This window comes from Pseudomonas sp. MAFF 730105, from assembly GCF_055380705.1.
On sequence record NZ_AP018438.1, the window covers coordinates 5,514,500 to 5,533,460 of the forward strand.

Annotated in this window: 19 protein-coding genes, 1 pseudogene and 1 riboswitch; of the genes and pseudogenes, 9 read left to right on the forward strand and 11 right to left on the reverse strand. The window is 60.5% G+C overall.

Annotated elements, in window-relative coordinates:
- Window positions 1-16: 16 nt before the first annotated feature.
- The 3 genes from PCOSP_RS24075 to PCOSP_RS24085 form a co-directional block, all read right to left on the reverse strand.
- Window positions 17-1,876, reverse strand: a complete 1,860-nt coding sequence (locus tag PCOSP_RS24075; protein WP_139644875.1) for a DUF1302 domain-containing protein — start codon at window positions 1,874-1,876, stop codon at window positions 17-19.
- A gap of 333 nt (window positions 1,877-2,209) precedes the next feature.
- Window positions 2,210-3,892, reverse strand: coding sequence for a fatty acid--CoA ligase (locus PCOSP_RS24080; RefSeq protein ID WP_139644873.1), 1,683 nt, complete (start codon window positions 3,890-3,892; stop codon window positions 2,210-2,212).
- Window positions 3,893-4,143: 251 nt separating this feature from the next.
- On the reverse strand, window positions 4,144-4,773 hold the full coding sequence (locus tag PCOSP_RS24085; RefSeq protein WP_139644871.1) for a LysE family translocator: 630 nt from the start codon (window positions 4,771-4,773) through the stop codon (window positions 4,144-4,146).
- A 137-nt stretch (window positions 4,774-4,910) separates the two neighbouring features.
- Between PCOSP_RS24085 and PCOSP_RS24090 the strand changes: the two genes are divergently transcribed.
- The 3 genes from PCOSP_RS24090 (at window position 4,911) to PCOSP_RS24100 (ending at window position 7,753) form a co-directional block, all read left to right on the forward strand.
- Entirely contained in the window at window positions 4,911-5,876 is a 966-nt protein-coding gene (locus PCOSP_RS24090) for a 2-hydroxyacid dehydrogenase (protein ID WP_139644869.1), read from the forward strand.
- A gap of 33 nt (window positions 5,877-5,909) precedes the next feature.
- Window positions 5,910-6,908: a methyltransferase gene (locus PCOSP_RS24095; protein WP_464709660.1), complete on the forward strand. Its 999-nt coding sequence runs from the start codon at window positions 5,910-5,912 to the stop codon at window positions 6,906-6,908.
- A 50-nt stretch (window positions 6,909-6,958) separates the two neighbouring features.
- Window positions 6,959-7,079: riboswitch (yybP-ykoY riboswitch) on the forward strand.
- Window positions 7,080-7,168: 89 nt separating this feature from the next.
- Window positions 7,169-7,753 (forward strand): TMEM165/GDT1 family protein, encoded by a 585-nt coding sequence (locus PCOSP_RS24100; protein ID WP_041020600.1) that lies wholly within the window; start codon window positions 7,169-7,171, stop codon window positions 7,751-7,753.
- A gap of 153 nt (window positions 7,754-7,906) precedes the next feature.
- Here the strand turns inward: PCOSP_RS24100 and PCOSP_RS24105 are convergent, their stop codons facing one another.
- Window positions 7,907-8,722 (reverse strand): M48 family metallopeptidase, encoded by an 816-nt coding sequence (locus tag PCOSP_RS24105; protein WP_041020601.1) that lies wholly within the window; start codon window positions 8,720-8,722, stop codon window positions 7,907-7,909.
- A 1,303-nt stretch (window positions 8,723-10,025) separates the two neighbouring features.
- Here PCOSP_RS24105 and PCOSP_RS24110 point away from each other — a divergent pair.
- Window positions 10,026-10,220 (forward strand): annotated as a pseudogene (locus tag PCOSP_RS24110) (HAMP domain-containing protein); the annotation flags it as partial.
- A gap of 114 nt (window positions 10,221-10,334) precedes the next feature.
- Window positions 10,335-11,078, forward strand: coding sequence for a methyl-accepting chemotaxis protein (locus PCOSP_RS24115; RefSeq protein ID WP_392397197.1), 744 nt, complete (start codon window positions 10,335-10,337; stop codon window positions 11,076-11,078).
- Window positions 11,079-11,207: 129 nt separating this feature from the next.
- On the opposite strand, the gene PCOSP_RS24120 is transcribed toward PCOSP_RS24115, so the two are convergent.
- From PCOSP_RS24120 to PCOSP_RS24130, 3 genes are read right to left on the reverse strand one after another with little or no spacing between them, the layout of a single operon-like run.
- Window positions 11,208-11,831, reverse strand: coding sequence for an SOS response-associated peptidase (locus tag PCOSP_RS24120; RefSeq protein ID WP_139644860.1), 624 nt, complete (start codon window positions 11,829-11,831; stop codon window positions 11,208-11,210).
- A 35-nt stretch (window positions 11,832-11,866) separates the two neighbouring features.
- Window positions 11,867-12,127, reverse strand: coding sequence for a putative signal transducing protein (locus PCOSP_RS24125; RefSeq protein ID WP_041020608.1), 261 nt, complete (start codon window positions 12,125-12,127; stop codon window positions 11,867-11,869).
- Window positions 12,128-12,138: 11 nt separating this feature from the next.
- A complete protein-coding gene (locus PCOSP_RS24130) occupies window positions 12,139-12,321 on the reverse strand; it encodes a CPXCG motif-containing cysteine-rich protein (protein WP_139645260.1) in 183 nt (60 codons plus the stop codon).
- A 140-nt stretch (window positions 12,322-12,461) separates the two neighbouring features.
- Here PCOSP_RS24130 and PCOSP_RS24135 point away from each other — a divergent pair, with 140 nt between their 5' ends.
- Window positions 12,462-13,628 carry a 1-acyl-sn-glycerol-3-phosphate acyltransferase gene (locus tag PCOSP_RS24135; RefSeq protein WP_139644858.1) on the forward strand — a complete coding sequence of 389 codons (1,167 nt, stop codon included), beginning with the start codon at window positions 12,462-12,464 and terminating at the stop codon, window positions 13,626-13,628.
- Window positions 13,629-13,778: 150 nt separating this feature from the next.
- On the opposite strand, the gene PCOSP_RS24140 is transcribed toward PCOSP_RS24135, so the two are convergent.
- The gene (locus PCOSP_RS24140; RefSeq protein ID WP_139644856.1) at window positions 13,779-14,063 is read right to left on the reverse strand and encodes a hypothetical protein; all 285 of its coding nucleotides are present in this window, start codon (window positions 14,061-14,063) and stop codon (window positions 13,779-13,781) included.
- A gap of 291 nt (window positions 14,064-14,354) precedes the next feature.
- Here PCOSP_RS24140 and PCOSP_RS24145 point away from each other — a divergent pair, with 291 nt between their 5' ends.
- Window positions 14,355-14,561: a hypothetical protein gene (locus PCOSP_RS24145; RefSeq protein ID WP_041020607.1), complete on the forward strand. Its 207-nt coding sequence runs from the start codon at window positions 14,355-14,357 to the stop codon at window positions 14,559-14,561.
- A 133-nt stretch (window positions 14,562-14,694) separates the two neighbouring features.
- Here the strand turns inward: PCOSP_RS24145 and PCOSP_RS24150 are convergent, their stop codons facing one another.
- Complete coding sequence (locus tag PCOSP_RS24150) at window positions 14,695-15,279, reverse strand: YajG family lipoprotein (RefSeq protein WP_047701387.1); 585 nt, start codon at window positions 15,277-15,279, stop codon at window positions 14,695-14,697.
- A 201-nt stretch (window positions 15,280-15,480) separates the two neighbouring features.
- Between PCOSP_RS24150 and PCOSP_RS24155 the strand changes: the two genes are divergently transcribed.
- On the forward strand, window positions 15,481-15,714 hold the full coding sequence (locus tag PCOSP_RS24155; protein ID WP_139644854.1) for a hypothetical protein: 234 nt from the start codon (window positions 15,481-15,483) through the stop codon (window positions 15,712-15,714).
- A 735-nt stretch (window positions 15,715-16,449) separates the two neighbouring features.
- Window positions 16,450-17,955, forward strand: a complete 1,506-nt coding sequence (mqo, locus tag PCOSP_RS24160) for a malate dehydrogenase (quinone) (protein ID WP_139644852.1) — start codon at window positions 16,450-16,452, stop codon at window positions 17,953-17,955.
- 58 nt (window positions 17,956-18,013) lie between these two features.
- Here the strand turns inward: mqo and PCOSP_RS24165 are convergent, their stop codons facing one another.
- On the reverse strand, window positions 18,014-18,475 hold the full coding sequence (locus PCOSP_RS24165; protein WP_464709661.1) for a hypothetical protein: 462 nt from the start codon (window positions 18,473-18,475) through the stop codon (window positions 18,014-18,016).
- 190 nt (window positions 18,476-18,665) lie between these two features.
- Window positions 18,666-18,953: a PA4642 family protein gene (locus tag PCOSP_RS24170; protein WP_139644848.1), complete on the reverse strand. Its 288-nt coding sequence runs from the start codon at window positions 18,951-18,953 to the stop codon at window positions 18,666-18,668.
- Window positions 18,954-18,961 lie beyond the last annotated feature (8 nt).

An 18,961-nucleotide genomic window follows, 5' to 3' on the forward strand; every position in this document is an offset into this window, starting at 1 on the left:
GTCCTGAATACGGTGCTTAGAAGGTCACGCCGACGCTGAGCGCCAGGAAGTCGCGATCGTCCACGGTGCTGAAGTCGCCACCAAAGAAGTTGGTGTAGGCCAGGCTCGCGTTGTAGGTGTTCTGGTACTCGGCATCCAGCCCGAGGCTGACGGCCTTGCGGCCTTCCTCGAAGTTGCCGCCAGGGCCTGGCGAGTAGCCTTTGACGTCATGGGACCAGGCCACGTTGGGCTTGAGGTTCACGCCGGCGAAGACGTCCGGGTATTCCCAGATGGCGCGGGCGCGGTAGCCCCAGGAAGTGGCGGTGGTGAAGCCGTCGTTGTTGCAGTTGCTGTTCACACCGCCAAGAGTCTGTCCGCCGCCTGCTGCAGTGGAGGCATTGAGCGCTTGGCAGGATCCGTTGGGCAGTTCACCCGGACCAAACACCGGGTCGCGACCGTAGCGGGCCTCGGACCTGCTTTCCAGGCCTCCCACATGCGTTACGCCTACTTCACCCACCAAGGTCAGGCGACTGGCCCCCATAACCTGGTCGAGGAAGTGGGTGAAGGTCGTTTGAAACTGGGTGATTTCCTTGCGGCTATAGCCATGCAGATCCTGGCCCGGAACGCCCGTAAGTACCGACGCGTTGGCCAAGGGCCCACCGATCGGACGGACGCCAGCAAAAAGAATGTCGGTAGTACTCAGCTGTACCGGTGCGTTCGGGCGATAACTCAACTCACCGCTCCACGCCGTGCCGGTAGGCAGGGTGGTGGAGAAACTCAGGCCATAGAGACGGATGTCTTCCGGGTACTCAACGAAGTAGTTGGAGTTGCCGGCCACAATCAGGGGACGCAGTGCCGCCAACGGACCCAACGGAGCCGTGTAGAACTGTGCCGGCGCGCCTGTGGCGCTGAAAATCGGCGCCCGGCTGTGGTAGTTCATGAAGTAGGCACCGAATTCGGTGTCCAGAGGCTCGAACATGTACTTCATGGACGCCCCCCACTGGCCGCTGTCACGGGCATCGCGATCCGGGCCACGACGCACCAGCACGCCTTCCTCGTTGACGTCGACCCCTCGCGCGGCCAGGGCGGGCAAGGCAGCACCAGGAATCGTGGAACGCTTGTTCAGCACCCGGAGGTTATCCGTACAACCATCGGCAATCACATCCGGCTGGGAGAAGAATGTCCCGCAGTTATCGACAACCGTCTGGTCCCACTCCAGTTGATAGAACGCCTCAGCCGACAGGTTGTCGGTCAGGCTCTGGGACACATAGAACATGTTGACCGGAATCAGGCCTTCCTTGATCTCGGCACCGGGACGACGGAACGCGGACACGTCGACCGGGTTGATGGAGTTGATGCCGCCCTGGATGAAGGTACTTTCACCCCAACTGACGACCTGCTTGCCCAAGCGAACGGAGCCTGGCTGATCGGCAATGGCGTAGTTGTGGTAGACGAAGGCATCGAGAATCTGCCCGCCGGAGGACTTGGCGCCTTCCTTGCGATTGTTGTCGCTGATGTCTTTGTACAGACGATTCTCGTCCTTGAGTTCGAAGTCGTACCAGTACTTGCCTCGCACAAACACACCGGTATCGCCGTACTTCAGCTCCAGGTCATGAATACCCTTGAAGATCTTCGAGAAGGTTTCCCCGCGCTTGAAGTTCAAGTGACCGTCATCAGAGGTCTGGGACAACCCCCTGCCACCGTTGTTGACGCCGATCAGGTCCTTGTTGGCATGGGCCGTGGACCAGCTCGCCCCCACCGACAGGGAAGAATCGAACTGGCCCTCGATTTCACCGATGTTGAAACTGACGCCGAATGCAGGCCCGGCGAGCGAAGAGGCGAGACTGACCGCCAGAGGCAATTTTGCCCGGCGCCAGAACGTGTTTGCAGAGGTCATTCGACACTACTCCATGTTCTTTATTGTTATGGCAGGGGGTATTTTCAAGGAACGTCTTCGACGACCAGCGACAGGGTTGCGGCACTCATTCAAAGTCGCATCGCCCGTTCGTGCAGGAGGCCCATTCTTGAAAATCCTTGAGCGGACTATAGCCAGCAGGTAGTACGGCTTGATCCCTCTAAAGTGTGATTTGCAGCCCCCGACCACTCTGGAACAGTCCTTTGCCAGGCCGACACCTGTCGGCACGGCAAGGATGGCTGAAATTGGCGGTTTGACAAGGCAAGCGCTTGCTCGGTGGGGCTGCCGTGCCCTTTCGGACACGGCAAGGAGACCTCAAAGCGTGGACAGGAAGGCGCTGTTGTTGCTCTGCCATTCGGCGATGTCGACGCGGATGCGTTTCTTGTCGAGCTTGCCAACGCTGGTCTTGGGAATTTCCGTAACAAGGGCGATCTGGCTCGGGATCGCCCACTTGCTCAGGTGTCCCTGTTCGACAAATGGCTTGAGGTGTTCCTTGAGCTCGCGAGCCCCGATCTGATGCCCATCGTGAATCACCAGCAAGGCAAACGGGCGCTCCCCCCACTGTGGATCGGGAATACCCACCACTGCCACTTCGCGTACCCCCGCGTGACGGCTGATGAGGTCTTCCAGGTCCAGGGACGAGATCCATTCGCCCCCCGTCTTGATCACGTCCTTGATACGGTCGCGGATGTCGATGAAGCCCATGCTGTCCAGCGTAGCCACGTCACCGGTGTGCAGCCAGCCGCCGGCCCAGAGCTCGGCGCCCTTCTGCGGTTCGTTGAAGTAGCCTTCGGTAAGCCAGGGTGCACGCAGCACCAGCTCGCCCTGGGTCTCGCCATCGGCCGGCAGGAACCGGCCTTCGGCATCGACGATCGCCGCCTCCACCAAGGGGCCCGGCACGCCAGCCTTGATCCGGTAGCTGATGCGTTCGTCTTCGCTGCCGGCCATCAACTCGTCGTTGAGGTGGGCGCAGGACACCAGCGGGCCGGTTTCCGACATGCCATAGGCGGCGGTGAGCTGGATCCCCCTGGCCTTGGCGGCTTCGTACAGGCTGCGATTCAGGGCACTTCCGCCGATGACGATTTTCCAACCGCCGAAATCGGTGCCCTGAGCACTCTTGGCGTTGAGCACCATCTGCAGGATGGTCGGCACGCAATGGGAAAAGCTGACCTTCTCCTTGCGCCACAACTGAACCAGGAGCTCGGGGTCGTAGCGGCCGGGATAGACCTGCTTGAGGCCGAGCATAGTCGCCACGTACGGTAGGCCCCAGGCATGAACGTGGAACATTGGCGTAATCGGCATGTACACATCGTTGGTGCCCAGCAACCGCACGCTGTCGATGGCGCCCATGATGGTCGCCTCGCCCAGGGAATGCAGCACCAATTGCCGGTGGGTGAAGTAGACGCCCTTGGGATTGCCCGTGGTACCGGTGGTGTAGAAGGTCGTGGCGACGGAGTTTTCGTCGAAGTCCTGGAAGTCGTAGACCGGGCTGGCAGCCGCCAGCAACTGCTCGTATTCGCCCACCAGGTTGGGCAGGTCGGCGGTTTTCTCCGGCAGGTCGGTCAGCAGCAGGGTCTTCTCCACCGTGGTCAGGTGCCCGGCAATGGCCTGGTACAACCCGACGAACTCGCTGTTGACCAGCACGAAGCGGTCCTCGGCGTGATTCATGGTGTAGACAATCTGCTCCGGTGACAGCCGCACGTTGATGGTGTGGATCACGGCGCCGATCATCGGGATCGCGAACATGCATTCCAGATAGCGATGGCTGTCCCAGTCCATCACCGCCACGGTATCGCCCGCCTTGACCCCGGCCTCGGTCAGCACGTTGGCCAACCGTGCCACCCGTTCGATCAGCGTCGGATAGCTGTAGCGCAACTGGTCACGGTAGACGATCTCGCGGGTTTTCTCGTAACGCACACCGGACATCAGCAGCCGCTTGATCAGCAGTGGATATTGATAAGCGCCTTCGGCGGGAGGAATAACGCGAGTCTGCAACATAAGAATCCTTTTCTGACTGCATGGTCGTGACTGGAGGTAAGCACTCTAGAGGGCTTATACACCGTTCAAATCAGCCAAAGGAATGATTTGATCGCTCGGCAAATACTGGCCCAGAGCCATCCACCCACCCATTCCGGATACTTTGAATCTGCAATCCCACCGGGACTGTCACCGCCAGTGTCCAGGCGGCAGAAGGCCAAGAAGATCGCAACCTCCTGCAATGGCGGCAAAAAAAAGAGCGGGCGAACCCGTCAATGCGCTTCGGTAAACGCCAGCTTCACACCGATGGCAACCAGTACCGCACCCATGGTCCGATCGAACCAGTGGCCCATGCGGGCGAATCCGGCGCGCACCCGCTGCTGGCTGAACAGCATGGCCACCAGGCAGAACCAGGCGGCCGTTGCGACCGCCAGGTACACACCGTAACCGGCCTGGATCGCCAGTGGTGTATGAGGGTTGATCACGACGGTGAACAGCGACAGGAAGAACAGCGTCGCCTTGGGGTTCAGGCCATTGGTGACGAAGCCCGAGGTGAATGCGCCGCGGGCGGTCCGTTCGCCAACTTCCTTGTGCAGATTTTCCTCGCTCGGCTTGGCCGGTTGTGCCCGCAGCGCCTTGAAGCCGATGTACAGCAGGTACGCGGCGGCGGCCCATTTCAGCGCGTTGAACAGCACAATGGACTGCGACACGATCAGGCCGATGCCCAACAGCGAATAGCCTACGTGCAGGAAAATCGCCGTGCCGACGCCCAGAGCCGTCCAGGTCCCGGCCCGGCGGCCATGGGTCACGCTTTCGCGCACCACCACGGCAAAATCCGGCCCGGGACTGGCAACCGCCAGCAGGTGGATCAGCGCGACGGTGAGGAATTCGGTGAGATACATGGCGGGCTCCTTGACTCAATTTCGAAACGGACATCGACTTCTGTGGCGAGGGATTTATCCCCTCGCCACAGGGCCGCAATTCATCTGATAGGCTCGTCACCTTACGCCTTCGGTTCCAGACTAAAAAGGTACAGCTGATGACAAATACCGGCCGCGCGGTTTTCCTCGACCACCCTTCCCTTGATCTCGGCGACCTGGATCTGGCCCCGTTGCGCAATTGCTTCGACGAACTGCAACTGTTTGCCCGCACCACGCCGAACCTGGTGATCGAACGACTCAAGGGCGCCACCGTGGCGATCACCAACAAGGTCGTGATCGATGCCGCCGCCATGGCCGCCAGCCCCGAATTGAAGCTGATCCTGATCAGCGCCACCGGTACCAACAATGTCGACCTCACGGCAGCTCGCCATCACGGCATTACAGTGTGTAACTGCCAGGGCTACGGTACGCCATCGGTCGCCCAGCACACGATCATGCTGTTGCTGAACCTGGCGACGCGACTGGCCGATTATCAGAAGGCGGTGGGCGACGGGCGCTGGCAACAGGCCTCACAATTCTGCCTGCTGGACTATCCCATCGTCGAACTGCAAGGCAAGACCCTGGGCCTGCTCGGCCACGGCGAACTGGGCAGTGCCGTCGGGCGGCTGGCGGAAGCCTTCGGCATGCGCGTGCTGTTGGGCCAGATCCCCGGACGTCCTGCCCGTCCTGACCGCTTGCCGCTGGATCAGCTGTTGTCGCAAGTCGATGCCCTGACCCTGCACTGCCCACTCAATGAACATACCCGCCACTTCATCGGCGCGCGGGAACTGGCGACGCTCAAGCCCGGCGCTTTCGTGATCAACACCGCCCGTGGCGGCCTGATCGATGAACAGGCCCTGGCTGACGCCCTGCGCAACGGTCACCTGGGCGGCGCGGCCACCGATGTGCTCAGCGTGGAGCCGCCAACCCAGGGCAATCCGCTGCTGGCCAGCGACATTCCCCGCCTGATCATCACGCCTCACAACGCCTGGGGCAGTCGCGAGGCGCGGCAACGGATCGTTGGCCAACTGACGGAAAACGCCCAAGGCTTTTTCAGCGGTACAGCGCGACGGGTCGTCAGTTGATAAACTGCCGCACTTTTTTTCAAGGAGCAGACCATGGATCCGCGCAGTGAAGTACTGCTTCGTCAGCCCGAACTATTCCAGGGGTCGGTCCTGCTGGCCGGCCTGCCCGCCGACGACCTGCTCGGCCGCTTGCCCGACGCCCATGGCTGGTGCTGGCACGCGGGCGATCAGGCCGCACTGGACGCCCACTTCCCCGAGCGTAGCCACTTTGGCGTAGACGCCCCTTCCCGTGAGTTCGACAGTGCGGTGGTATTCCTGCCCAAGGCCAAGGACCTGACGGACTACATCCTCAATGCCGTGGCCTCGCGCCTGGGCGGCCGCGAAGTGTTTCTGGTGGGGGAAAAGCGCAGCGGCATCGAAGGTGCTTCCAAGCAGCTCAACCCGTTCGGCAAACCGCGCAAGCTCGACAGCGCGCGGCATTGCCAACTGTGGCAGGTCACCGTCGCCAACGTTCCAGAGGCCAAGCCCCTGGAAAGCCTGGCCCAGACCTACGAGCTGCCCCTGGAGGAAGGTCCGCTGAAGGTCATCAGCCTGCCGGGGGTGTTCAGCCACGGTCGCCTGGATCGCGGCAGTGCTCTGCTGCTCGAACACCTGGATAAATTGCCCAGCGGCCACCTGCTGGACTTCGGATGCGGTGCCGGTGTGCTCGGGGCGGCCGTCAAGCGTCGCTATCCGCACAACACCGTCACCTTGCTGGATGTGGACGCTTTCGCCGCCGCCAGCAGTCGCCTGACCTTGGCTGCCAACGACCTGGAAGCCGAGGTGCTGACCGGTGACGGTATCGATGCCGCGCCGATGGGCCTGAACGCGATTCTGAGCAATCCGCCGTTCCATGTCGGCGTCCACACCGATTACTACGCGACGGAAAACCTGCTGCGAAAAGCGGCCAAACATCTGAAAAACGGTGGGGAATTGCGTTTGGTTGCGAACAGTTTCCTCAAATACCAGCCGCTGATCGAAGAACATCTGGGCGTGTGCACCATCAAGGCCGAGGGCCAGGGCTTTCGCATCTACCGGGCCAAGCGCGGTTGAAAGCTTTTTAAGACACAGCACTTGCCCAATCGGATTTGCCTAGGCAGAATCCGCAGCGTCCTAGGGGAGTAGTCTCCCGCGAGCACCCTGCTCGCCCGGCATACGTCAACATACTTGGTCAGCAGACCATGGCGTATGCGGCCCAAGCGTCCGGAACCGGTCGCAGGGTTTGACAAGACCTATGACACGCACACCTTACCCGGGGCGGGGAGGCTGTACGTGTCATAGCCGTGTCGACCCGCCCCTCTAGGAATCACCTGATGCTGGACTCTTTCCTCGTACCCACCACCATCGTTGCGCTGGCCGAAATCGGCGACAAGACCCAATTGCTTGCGCTCGTCCTGGCGGCTCGCTTTCGCAAACCCTGGCCGATCATCGCCGGCATTGTCGCCGCGACCCTGGCCAACCATGCGGCAGCCGGAGCCGTGGGGGCCTGGGTGGGCAGTATTTTCTCGAATGCGGTGTTGCACTGGATCCTGGCAGCGAGCTTCGCCGCCACAGCGCTGTGGACCCTGGTGCCTGACAAACTGGACGACGAAGAAGCCAGCACCGCGCGCAAGTTCGGCCCCTTCCTGACCACGCTGATCGCGTTCTTCCTGGCGGAAATCGGCGACAAGACCCAGATAGCCACCGTGATGCTCGCCGCGCAATACCCGGAATTGTGGCTGGTGATCATCGGTACCACTGTGGGCATGCTGATTGCCAACGTGCCGGTGGTACTGGCCGGCAATTTCGCCGCCGATAAGCTGCCGCTCACCCTGATCCGCCGCCTGGCCGCCTCGGCATTCTTCATCCTGGCGATTGTGGCGGTGTACAAGGCAATGCAGAGCAGTGGATGGGTTTGATCAGGTAGGCAAGTAATACCGTGCCATCGTTCATCGCGAGCAGGCTCGCTCCCACAGGGGATTTGCAGTGCCCACATTTTTTGTGAGCACCGCGCCCAATGTGGGAGCGAGCCTGCTCGCGATGAGGCCAGCGGCCTCACCACATAAGAAAGGTTACTTCTTGGCCTGCTGGTAAAGCGGCATCACCTTTGGAATCGCCGCCTGCAACGAAGCGATCCGGCTGCTGGACGCCGGGTGAGTGCTCATGAACTCCGGTGGTGCGCCTTCCGAGGCCTTGCTCATCTTGTTCCACAAGGTGATGGCGGCGTTCGGGTTGTAGCCGGCGCGAGCGGCCAGTTCGAGGCCGATCAGGTCGGCTTCGTTTTCGTTGGCACGGCTGTTGGGCAAGGTCATGCCGTAGTTGGCCACGGTGTCGGCCAGCGCCAGACTGTCCTGGCCCAGGCCGAACAAGGCACCGGCGCCCTGCTTGGCCATCTCGATGCCGTAGGCCTTGGACATTGCCTCACGCCCGTGCTCACGCAGGGCGTGGGCGATTTCATGGCCCATGACCGCGGCGATTTCATCGTCGGTCAGCTTCAGCGAGTCGATCAACCCGGTGTAGAAAATGATCTTGCCGCCGGGGCCGCAGTTGGCGTTGAGCTCATCGCTCTTGATCAGGTTCACTTCCCACTTCCACTGCGCCGAGTCCGGACGGAAAACCGGGGCCTGGGCGATCAGTCGGTCGGCAATGGCCTGGACGCGCCTGGCTTCGCTGCTGGTCTTGTCGAGCGCACCCTGGGTGCTCGCCTCGCCGACGGTCTTCTGATAGGACTGGGCGTACATCTGGTTGACCTCATCGGTCGACAGCATGCTGAACATGTACTGCTTGCGCTCCACACCCACGGCGCCGCCGCTGGTGGTATTCACCGATTGGCAACCGGCAAGCAACAGGCTCGTGCCGAGGACACTCACCATCAACGTCTTGTGCATATTAAAGCTCCCTGGAAACGTGGGCGTATCCTATGCGGTGATTTGTATCGGCGCCAGATACACAACGACGGATTACCGCTATTTCGCACAGATCCCACCCCCGCTCCATTAGCGACACTCACGATTCAAAAACAGTCACCCGACGAACAACGCCTCATGCCGGCCCCTATGGACGCCGATACAAGCTTCAGACGTCATCCTCGCGTCCGGAGCCTTTATGAAATTCAAGTCGATCCAGTTTTCCGTGGCCGCCCTGGCCGGTGCCATCGTGCTCAGCGTGGTCGGGGCCCTGGTCCTGTACGCGTTGTTCGCCGGGGCCCGCACCCAAGACATGGTGCAACAACGGACCAAGGCGCAGTTCGAACAACTCATCGAACAACGCCTCAGCGCCCTGGCCCGTACCCAGGCCAGCCTGATCCAACGGGAACTGGAAGCCCCACTGCAACTCGCCAAGGGCCTTGCCACCACGAACGCGCTGATGGGCATGAAGGGCACGGACGGCAACCCACAGTTGAAGATTGCGCGCGAGCAGATGATCAGCCTGCTGCGCGAAACCGTGGTGCGCAATCCAAAAGTCCTTGGCGCCTACATCGCCTGGGAGCCGAACGCCATCGACCACGATGATGCCAACTACGTGAACAGCCCCGTGGTGGGCATGGAAACCAACGGGCGTTTCCTGCCGTGGTGGTTCCGTAACCAGGACGGCACCCTGGGCCTGGAAAAACTGGCCGATGTGGCCGATCAGAAACTCCTGTCCACCGGTATCCGCGCCAGTGAGTACTACCTGTGCTCCCAGGACAGCAGGAAGGCCTGCGTGATCGACCCGGCGCCCTACCGCGTCGGCGACACCATGACCATGCTCGCCTCGTTCATCGAGCCGATCCTCATCGACGGCAAGTTCCAGGGCATCGTCGGGGCAGATCTGTCGGTGAACTTCATCCAGGACATGCTCGTGGCCGCCGATGCCAAGCTGTACAACGGCGCCGGGGAGTTGGCGCTGCTCTCCAGCAATAACCGCCTCGTGGCATTCACGAAGGACCCGAGCAAACTCGGGGAAAAGGCCAGCGACCTGCTCAACGCCAGTGAACTGGACAACCTGGGCAAGCTCAGTATCGGCGAAGTACGTTACGACATCGATGAGGAGCATGGGCACATCGAAGTGTATATGCCGTTCGGCATCGGCGAGACCAACGCCCGCTGGACGCTGATGCTGCAATTGCCGCTGAATGCGGTGATGGCCGACCTGCAAGCGTTGCAGAAAGACCTGAACGATCGACGCCAGTCCGATATTTTCGGCATGGCGATGGTAGGCCTGGTGATTGCCGGCATCGGTCTGCTGGTGATCTGGCTGGTGGGCCATGGCATCGCCCGGCCACTCAAGCAAATGGTGGCCATGCTCGATGACATCGCCCAGGGTGAAGGCGACCTGACCCGTCGCCTGGTGAGTGATCGCGCCGACGAACTGGGCGCGATAGCCAGGGGCTTCAACACGTTCCTGAGCAAGCTGCAGGGGATGATCACCCAGGTGGTGACTTCGGTGCAGAGCGTCAGCGATTCATCGGAGCACACCGCCGACATCGCGATCCGCACCAACCAGGGCGTGCACAAGCAAATGTCGGAGATCGACCAGGTCGCCACCGCCGTGCACGAGATGACCGCTACGGCCCAGGACGTCGCCCGCAACGCGACCCAGGCCGCCCAGGCCGCCAGTCACGCCGACCAGGCCGCCAGCCAGGGCATGCAGATCGTACGAGATACGTCCACGTCCATCGGCGCCCTGGCCGTGGAAATCGGCAAGGCGGTGGGCGTGGTGCAGACCCTGGCCAAGGACAGCGAGAACATCAACGCGATTCTCACCGCCATCCGTGGTATTGCCGAACAGACCAACCTGCTGGCGCTGAACGCCGCCATCGAAGCCGCCCGGGCCGGTGAACAGGGCCGCGGATTCGCCGTGGTGGCTGACGAAGTGCGCAACCTGGCGCAGAAGACGCAGCAGGCCACGGAAGAAATCCAGTCGATGATCCAGCAATTGCAGCAGGGTACCCGGGACGTGGTACGGGTGATGGAGGACAGCCAGCACCGCACCGATGAAAGCGTGCAGCATGCGGCGAAAGCGGCCCAGGCCCTGGAAACCATCACCCAGGCGGTGTCGGTGATCAATGACATGAACACCCAGATCGCCAGCGCTGCCGAGGAACAAAGCGCCGTGGCCGACGACATCAACCGCAACGTCATCAACATCGGGCAAGTGGCGAATGAAGTGGCGGGCGGCGCGGATGAATCCAGCGCCGCCAGTGCCGGCTTGACCAAACTGGCGGAGCAGCAGCGGCGGTTGATCAATCAGTTCAGGGTCTGATCCAGAACCGCTATCGCGAGCAGGCTCGCTCCCACAGGAGGTTGCGGATGTTCACAAAGATGTGTCCACCGCAATGACCCTGTGGGAGCGAGCCTGCTCGCGATAGCGGCAGTAAAGGCACCACAGGCCTCAAGCCGGGGTCAGGCATTCCGGTCCGTTGAGCTTCGGGTCGTTGACCATGTTGGCCAACACCCGCTCACGCAATTGTGCCGGTTCGCTTGCCAGCAGCCCTTGCAAGGCATGCAGCGGCGTTTCGGGATCGAGCCACAGGCGCTGGCCCTCTTCGTCCAGGATCAACGGCCTGCGTTGCCCCGCCGCCGGCTGGGTGATGACCGCCGTGCTCAGCCACACCTGTTCCTGCACGGGATACGCTTCCCATATCGCGGCAAAAAACAACGACGAACCCTCTCCCGGCGTCAGCCAGTAGGGCCGCTTGCGTGTGCCACCGCGCCATTCGTAGAAGCCGTTGGCCGGCAGCAGGCAGCGACGCAGGCGCAGGGCTTCACGGAACATCGGCTGCTCGGCCACGGTTTCGGCGCGGGCGTGGGCCGGAGTACGGGACAGATCGGTCAGCCACGCGGGCGTCAGGCCCCAGCGCGCACGGGCCAACTCGCGCTGCCCCTCGGCACCGGCCCGCAGCATCAGCACCGAATCGTTGGGCGAAATATTCCATTGAGCCTTCTGGTCGGCAGGAAAGCCGGGCAAGGCCGCGAAAGCGGGGTTCCAGCGAAACAGGGCATAACGTCCACACATGGGGCAACACGACTCTTGATCGAACGGCCGCCAGCCTAACAGACCAGCGTGCCGGGATAGCTCTCCGGCTCATCACCGGGCACTGGCATCGCGGCATTGTACGCAACGATGAGCTCCCGGGCGTACTGCGCCTGGTCGTCTTCTACCGCCAGGCCCAGGAGGCCTTGCATCGGCAACTCGCCAGCGCCGCCCACCAGGTCGCGCCCCACCAGATGCGCCGTGATGCCTTCGCTGGCGAGCATGCCTTGCAGCAGTTCGCCCTCCATCAGGCTTTCCAGCTCGTAGATTCGTTGCATGGGCGCCCCCATCAATCGTTTTCAGTGAAGGCCTCGAGAAACCAGTGTTCGTCATGCACTTGCAACCTGAATTTGATCGGTCGGCAACACACCTGACAGTCCTCAACATACTCCTGGTCGCCACCCGACAGATCCACGGTCGTCTCAACCTCTTCACCACAATACGGACAATCATAAAGAGCGGTTTCCAGCATCGCGGTCTCCCAGGTGACTTGTGCGTATAATCGCCGGTCTATTTGCAGGGCTATTTTCGTCTGGCTTATCTTCCAGGCCATGCCCCGTCGTTTTTTCGATCGAACCTTTAACTTACCCTAGCCGTTTCCAACAAGAGAGCATGATGGGCGAATTCGATGCCATCCGACCTTACGACGACAGCGAAGTCCCAGCGGTGCTGGCCCGGCTGCTCGGCGACAAGGCGTTTCTAGATATCCTCACCCACTTCCGCTTCCCGCGCCTGGCCGGCGCATTCGGCTGGATGCTCAAACCTCTTATAGCGCAAAGATTGCGCCGTGAGTTCGCCAGCGTGACATCGGTCGCCACTTTGCAGGATAAAGTCGAGTTCTACGTCGACCACACCATCGAGCGTGCCACCGACGGCGTGACCTATACAGGGGTGGAGCAATTCAAGTCCGGCAGCGCGTACCTGTTCATTGCCAACCATCGCGACATCGTGATGGACCCGGCCTTCGTCAACTATGCGGTGTACCACGCCGGCCTGCCGACCCCGCGCATCGCCATTGGCGACAACCTGCTGCAAAAACCTTTTGTCAGTGACCTGATGCGCCTGAACAAGAGTTTCATCGTGCACCGCTCCATCACCGGACGGCGAGAGAAGATGGCGGCCTACCAGTTGCTGTCAGCGTATATCAACCACTCGATCCGCAACGACTGCGCCTCGATCTGGATCGCCCAGGCCGAAGGGCGGGCCAAGGACGGCGACGACCGTACCGAATCGGCCATCCTCAAGATGTTCCATATGAGCCGCAAGGACGAGCCATTTGGCGAGGTCATCCAGTCGCTGAACCTCACTCCCGTGTCGATCAGTTACGAATACGACCCGTGCGACCAGGCCAAGGCCCGCGAGCTGTACATCCGAGCCACCACCGGCACCTACACCAAGGCACCGGGCGAAGATGATGTGAGCATCGCCAAAGGCATCACTGGATACAAGGGCCGGGTGCACGTGAACTTTGCCGCACCGATCACCGAACTGTTCGAAGACACCAAGCAATTGGCCCAGGAGATGGATCGGCAGATTCTCGGCGGCTACCGCCTGTTTCCGGTGCATTACCTGGCTTACGCCCAGTGGGCCGACGCCGATCCGCAATTGCAGGTTCCGCAGGCGGCCGAGGTATTCGGCGCCGATGAACTGGCCAAGGCGCAGGAAGAATGGCAACGCCGGCTGGATGCGTGCCCGGCGGAACACCGACCGTTCCTGATCCTGCAATATGCAACGCCGGTGCGTAATCAGTATCGGGTGAAGGCGGGGTTGGCGTTGTAACGCGGCATACCTGAGGGCGACCTGTGGGAGCAAGGCTTGCCCGCGATGAAAACGACACGATACTTTCGGAAATCGAGGTGCCTGTTTCGCGAGCAAGCTTTGCTCCCACAGGCACCCTCGCCACAAAAGCATCCTTGCTTCCGGTAAATCTCAGCTGATCTGCGTGCTGATCCACGACACCAGCAACGCCAACGCCAGGCAGCCAAAGCCGAATCGGTAGAAAAACCGGTTCATGCGCTGCGTCGCCAGGTCCAGCAACGCTTCGAACCGTTCTTCACCATTGCGATTGCCTGCTTGCAGGCTCGCTCGCGCCCGTTGCTCACGGCGGCGTGTCGCGTGCAGCACCCAGCCGCCCGGGCAGGCAAACAGCAAGGCGAACAAGTTGATCAGTTTGGCCGGGTGGGCGGCGAACAACGAAAGCAGATGCAGCGACATCACAAACCTCAAGGGAAAACGGAACGGAACACGCCCGGGACTTGCGAGCAGGGCGCGGATTCTACCGAAAGCCCACTGCCCTGCCCTGTTTTTTCCGACCTGTGGGAGCAAGGCTTGCCCGCGATGAAGGCGCTTCGATCCTCGGTAACCGCGTCAGCTTCATCGCGTCCAAGCCTTGCTCCCACAGAGCTTCGTTGCTGCGAGGCTGAGCTACGGACTTATGTTCACCGTCACGGTTTCGTCATCTGGATAAGCCACCCTGTCGCCCTCCAAACCTGACCGGACCCCGTCATGCTCCACGCCGAAAACCAGGATCGCCTCTACCTCATCACCCCAAGCGACGAACAGCAAAACCTCGTCGGCAGCCTGTCCTTCAACGTACAGGACCCACATTGGCTGGTGTATTGCGCCCTCGGTGGTCATCAACATGCCGACCTGCCGGAGACCGATCTGCTGACGGGCATCAGTGTGCTGGAACTGTATTCACAGGCCGCCTAGAAAAATCGCGCAAAAAAAAACCTGTGGGAGCGAGCCCTGCTCGCGATAGCGGTTTATCAGTCACAGTGATTTCAAATGTGACGCCGCTATCGCGAGTAGGCTCGCTCCCACAGGCGGGGGTCAGGCCCGGATCTTACTCAGCCAGCACCTGGCCAATGGTCGGGTCCTTGAACAGCCGGGTCAGGGCGTCGCTCAACACATCGCTGACCAGCTTGGTATTGGTGTCCTGATTGGGCGCCATGCCGAAACGCTGGTCCAGCGAAGCCCCATAACGACCGCTGTAACGGCGGTTGGCGTTCTGCACGTCGGAACGGAAGGTCGCGCCGATGGTGGCTTCGGTCACGTACATGCCTTCCTTGGGCGATTGATACTTGAGTTCGGCCAGGGTAACGGTCAGCTGTGGAGCATTCATCGCGTTCGCGGTAGGGGTGAAGCCCAGCAAACGTACGGCGGCTTCAGCCTGGGCCTGCAGCTTGGGCAGGATCTGTGCGCCCTGAACCGTGATGACGCTGGTTTCCGGGTACAGCCCGCCGCGGGTGCCGAGCGTCGGCGATGGACGGCCGTCCACCACCCGTACCACCACCGGCTGGCCATGACCCACAGGCGCCAGCTGGGCGTTGAGCTTGGGTTCCGGGTTAAGTTGTTGCGGGCTGTGGGCGCAGCCGACAAGGGTCAGACTGGTCACAGCGATCAAACCGAACAACAGGCGTTGCAACATGCTCTTCTCTCCAGAATCGGGCACTGACAGACCCGCAGTATAGCGGTGCGCCATCGCGGCGAACCAGCCGAATGAATACTGAAATTTCTGACATGTACCGCCAATGTCGGTTCCTGTCACTCCATTGTCACGGTCCTTACACCGGCATGTCATGGCTCGCTGTCAGGCTGCTCACAAGTCCCCCGACACGGAAATCCGACCATGCGCCTTCTCGTCTCCTTGTTCACTCCGCGCCCACAGCATCGCAGCTTCGCCCTGCTGGATCGCAACGGCCGCTGCCAGGCGTTCAAGCAATGCAGCCTGCAACCCATGGGCGAAGGCTGGGTGGAAATCGAAGAAATCCGTCTCAACTGGCTGAATCAGCCTTTACCCGCCAGCGCCCGCGTACAGCCGCTTCGTAGTCGCGCGCGCGGCCGCCAGTTGTTGGCCATCTGACCGAATGGCTAATAAAAGTCATTAAACACGACCATTTTCCTGCGTTTCTTCGTTACAATCTCCCCCCGATTATAAGGACGTCTCCTGATCGGGCCTCGCAACACCGCTGATGCGCTTGCATTGGCACCCCGCATCGCCCACAGAGAGCCGCCCACACAGATCGAGTGAAGCTGGCGCGCCTGCTGTTTCCGGGCCAATCACCACTTTTCGCGAATCTGCAGAGCTGTCATTACGCTCGGTCACTGAGCTGTCTGCCCGTTTTGCCTGTCATGTACTGCATGGGGCAAACAATCCGGACACGGTGCCTGGCTGGGACAGCCCTTTTTTGAGGTTCACGTCTTCAAAAGAGCGTGAAAAAACGGGTTTTCACAACTTCACAAGAGTGTGGCGAGCAAATGAAGAGTTTTGCGTCTGAACAAGCACCATTGGCGTCTGAAACAGCCCAACGACACAGGACCGGATATCGCTCAAGAACCGGCGCCTGAAGCCTGTCCGCTACGGATTTGGTTGCACGAACGGATGTCTCGGCCATAAGTCGAATTGCCTGCCCGGCGCTGAAATGAGTTCATGTGACTCTTGAGGCCAGGCTGCATGCATCCGTAGCAGTTGCAAAAAATTGCGAAGATTCGGACATGGCGATCCTGGCCATGGGTACCTGGGGCGCAACCGACCTGCCCCGTCACTCCTGGCCGCTATGCCGACAATTTGGTGCTGCAGATTTTGGAGACGCGTTAAATGGCGCATAACGAAGCAGTCGATGTAGTTCTGGTAGGGGCCGGCATCATGAGTGCCACCCTGGCCGTGCTGCTCAAGGAGCTCGACCCCGCGATTTCGCTGGAAGTCGTCGAGCTGATGGATTCCGGTGCCGCGGAGAGTTCCAACCCTTGGAACAACGCCGGTACCGGCCACGCCGGTCTGTGTGAGCTGAACTACACGCCGCAAGCGGCCGATGGCAGTGTCGACATCAAGAAAGCCGTGCACATCAACACCCAGTTCGAGGTGTCGAAGCAGTTCTGGACGTACCTGACCCAGAAGAGCACGTTCGGCTCCTCCAAATCCTTTATCGCCCCGGTGCCGCACCTGAGCTTCGTGCAGGGCGAAAAAGGCGTGTCATTCCTGAAGAAGCGCTTCGAACTGCTGAGCCAGCATCACGCCTTCGCCGACATGGAATACACCGAAGACAAAGGCAAGATGGCTGAGTGGATGCCGCTGATGATGCCGGGGCGTCCGGCCGATGAAGTCATCGCCGCCACCCGGGTCATGAACGGCACCGACGTCAACTTCGGTGCCCTGACCAACCAACTGCTCAAACACTTGACCAGCGCGCCCGACACCCAGGTCAAGTACTGCAAGCGCGTCACCGGCCTCAAGCGCAACGGCAGCGGCTGGACCGTAAGCATCAAGGACGTCAACTCCGGTGCCAGCCGCGACGTCGATGCCAAGTTCGTCTTCCTGGGTGCCGGCGGCGCGGCGTTGCCACTGCTGCAAGCCTCGGGCATCGAGGAAAGCAAGGGCTTCGGCGGCTTCCCGGTCAGTGGCCAGTGGCTGCGTTGCGACAACCCGGAAGTGGTCAAGCACCACCAGGCCAAGGTCTACAGCCAGGCCGCGGTGGGCTCGCCGCCGATGTCGGTGCCGCACCTGGATACCCGCGTGGTCGATGGCAAGAAATCCCTGCTGTTCGGACCTTACGCCGGTTTCACCACCAAGTTTCTCAAGCACGGCTCCATCATGGACCTGCCACTGTCGGTACGCGCCGGCAACATCGGCCCGATGCTGGCGGTAGCCCGGGACAACATGGACCTGACCAAGTACCTGATCAGCGAAGTGATGCAGTCCATGGAGCAGCGCCTGGAATCCCTGCGCCGCTTCTACCCCGAGGCGAAAGCCGAGGACTGGCGCCTGGAAGTGGCCGGCCAACGGGTGCAGATCATCAAGAAAGATCCGAAGAAAGGTGGCGTCCTGCAGTTCGGTACCGAGCTGGTGGCAGCCAAGGACGGTACCCTCGCCGCCCTGCTCGGCGCATCGCCAGGCGCTTCGGTGACCGTGTCGATCATGCTGGACCTGATCGAGCGCTGCTTCCCGGACAAGGCCAAGGGAGAGTGGGCGACCAAGCTCGCGGAAATCTTCCCGGCCCGGGAAAAAGTGCTGGAAACCGACGCGGCGCTGTATCGCAAGATCAATGCGCAGAACAACATCGCGCTGGAACTGGTTGAAGACAGCAAGGCTCAAAGTTACGCCTGACCCTCTGTCGTTATAAATAAAAAGCCTCCAACTGATGGAGGCTTTTTATTTTCCGCGTTTATTTCATATTGAACTTGATGCGTGTTCCGCCATGACGAACGTAATCGTCGTCATCATCAATCTCAAACAACTCTGCGACACAGGAATCTTGGGGTTGTGCATCAACCCAACGGCGATAAGGCATTGTTTGCTCATCACTCACTGGAGCTTTGGCTATATGCCCGAAACTGAAGTGGCACTTGCGACTGCCTTGGGTGTAGGTAAAAGACTCCCGCTCGGCGCGCGACTGTGGCAGGTAATAGGTCAGTTCCTGACTCGCGCCGGGACTTACCGAAAAGCCATGGCCTGCATTGGCCGGGTCCTGGGTCCAGGTGAAGTCGCTGCCGGGAACAATCATTGCCGATGTTGCGTTGAAAATCTCCACATTGACGATCTCATCGAACGCATTGGAAACCGAACTTGCCAGGCAACCGAGCAAGGCCAACAACGCCCCAGCGATACATTTGCTTTTATCTTCCATGATGAATACAGCTCCATTAAAACGATTGAATTGAAACCATCCGGTCCCAACGCAAAAGTAATGGAAATCAAACTGAAACAGAACAGTCCGAATGGTGACATAACCTTTCGGACATCTCTTAAAAGAGTATTGAGAAACTAAAAGAAGACGATCAAACGCCCCGAAAGGCGTTAAATCCGCCCTGACACGCTCAGCCGCGCGCCTTGTTGAACAACTCGATGTATTCCTCGGAATTGCGCTGATCCTGGATCAACGCAATGAAGTCGTTACCGTGCTCATCCTTGCCATTGAGGTCATAGCCGGCTTCGACGAAGAAGGTCAGGAAACGCTCGAAATCATCGACCCGCAGGCCACGGTAACCCTTGATCAGTTTGTGCAACGACGGCGAGGTGGCATCGGCCGGTTCGAAATTGAGGAACAGCTTGATCTGTTCATCGCCAATCTCGTCACCAATCACTTGTTTCTTGTCTTTACGCATTGCCGGCT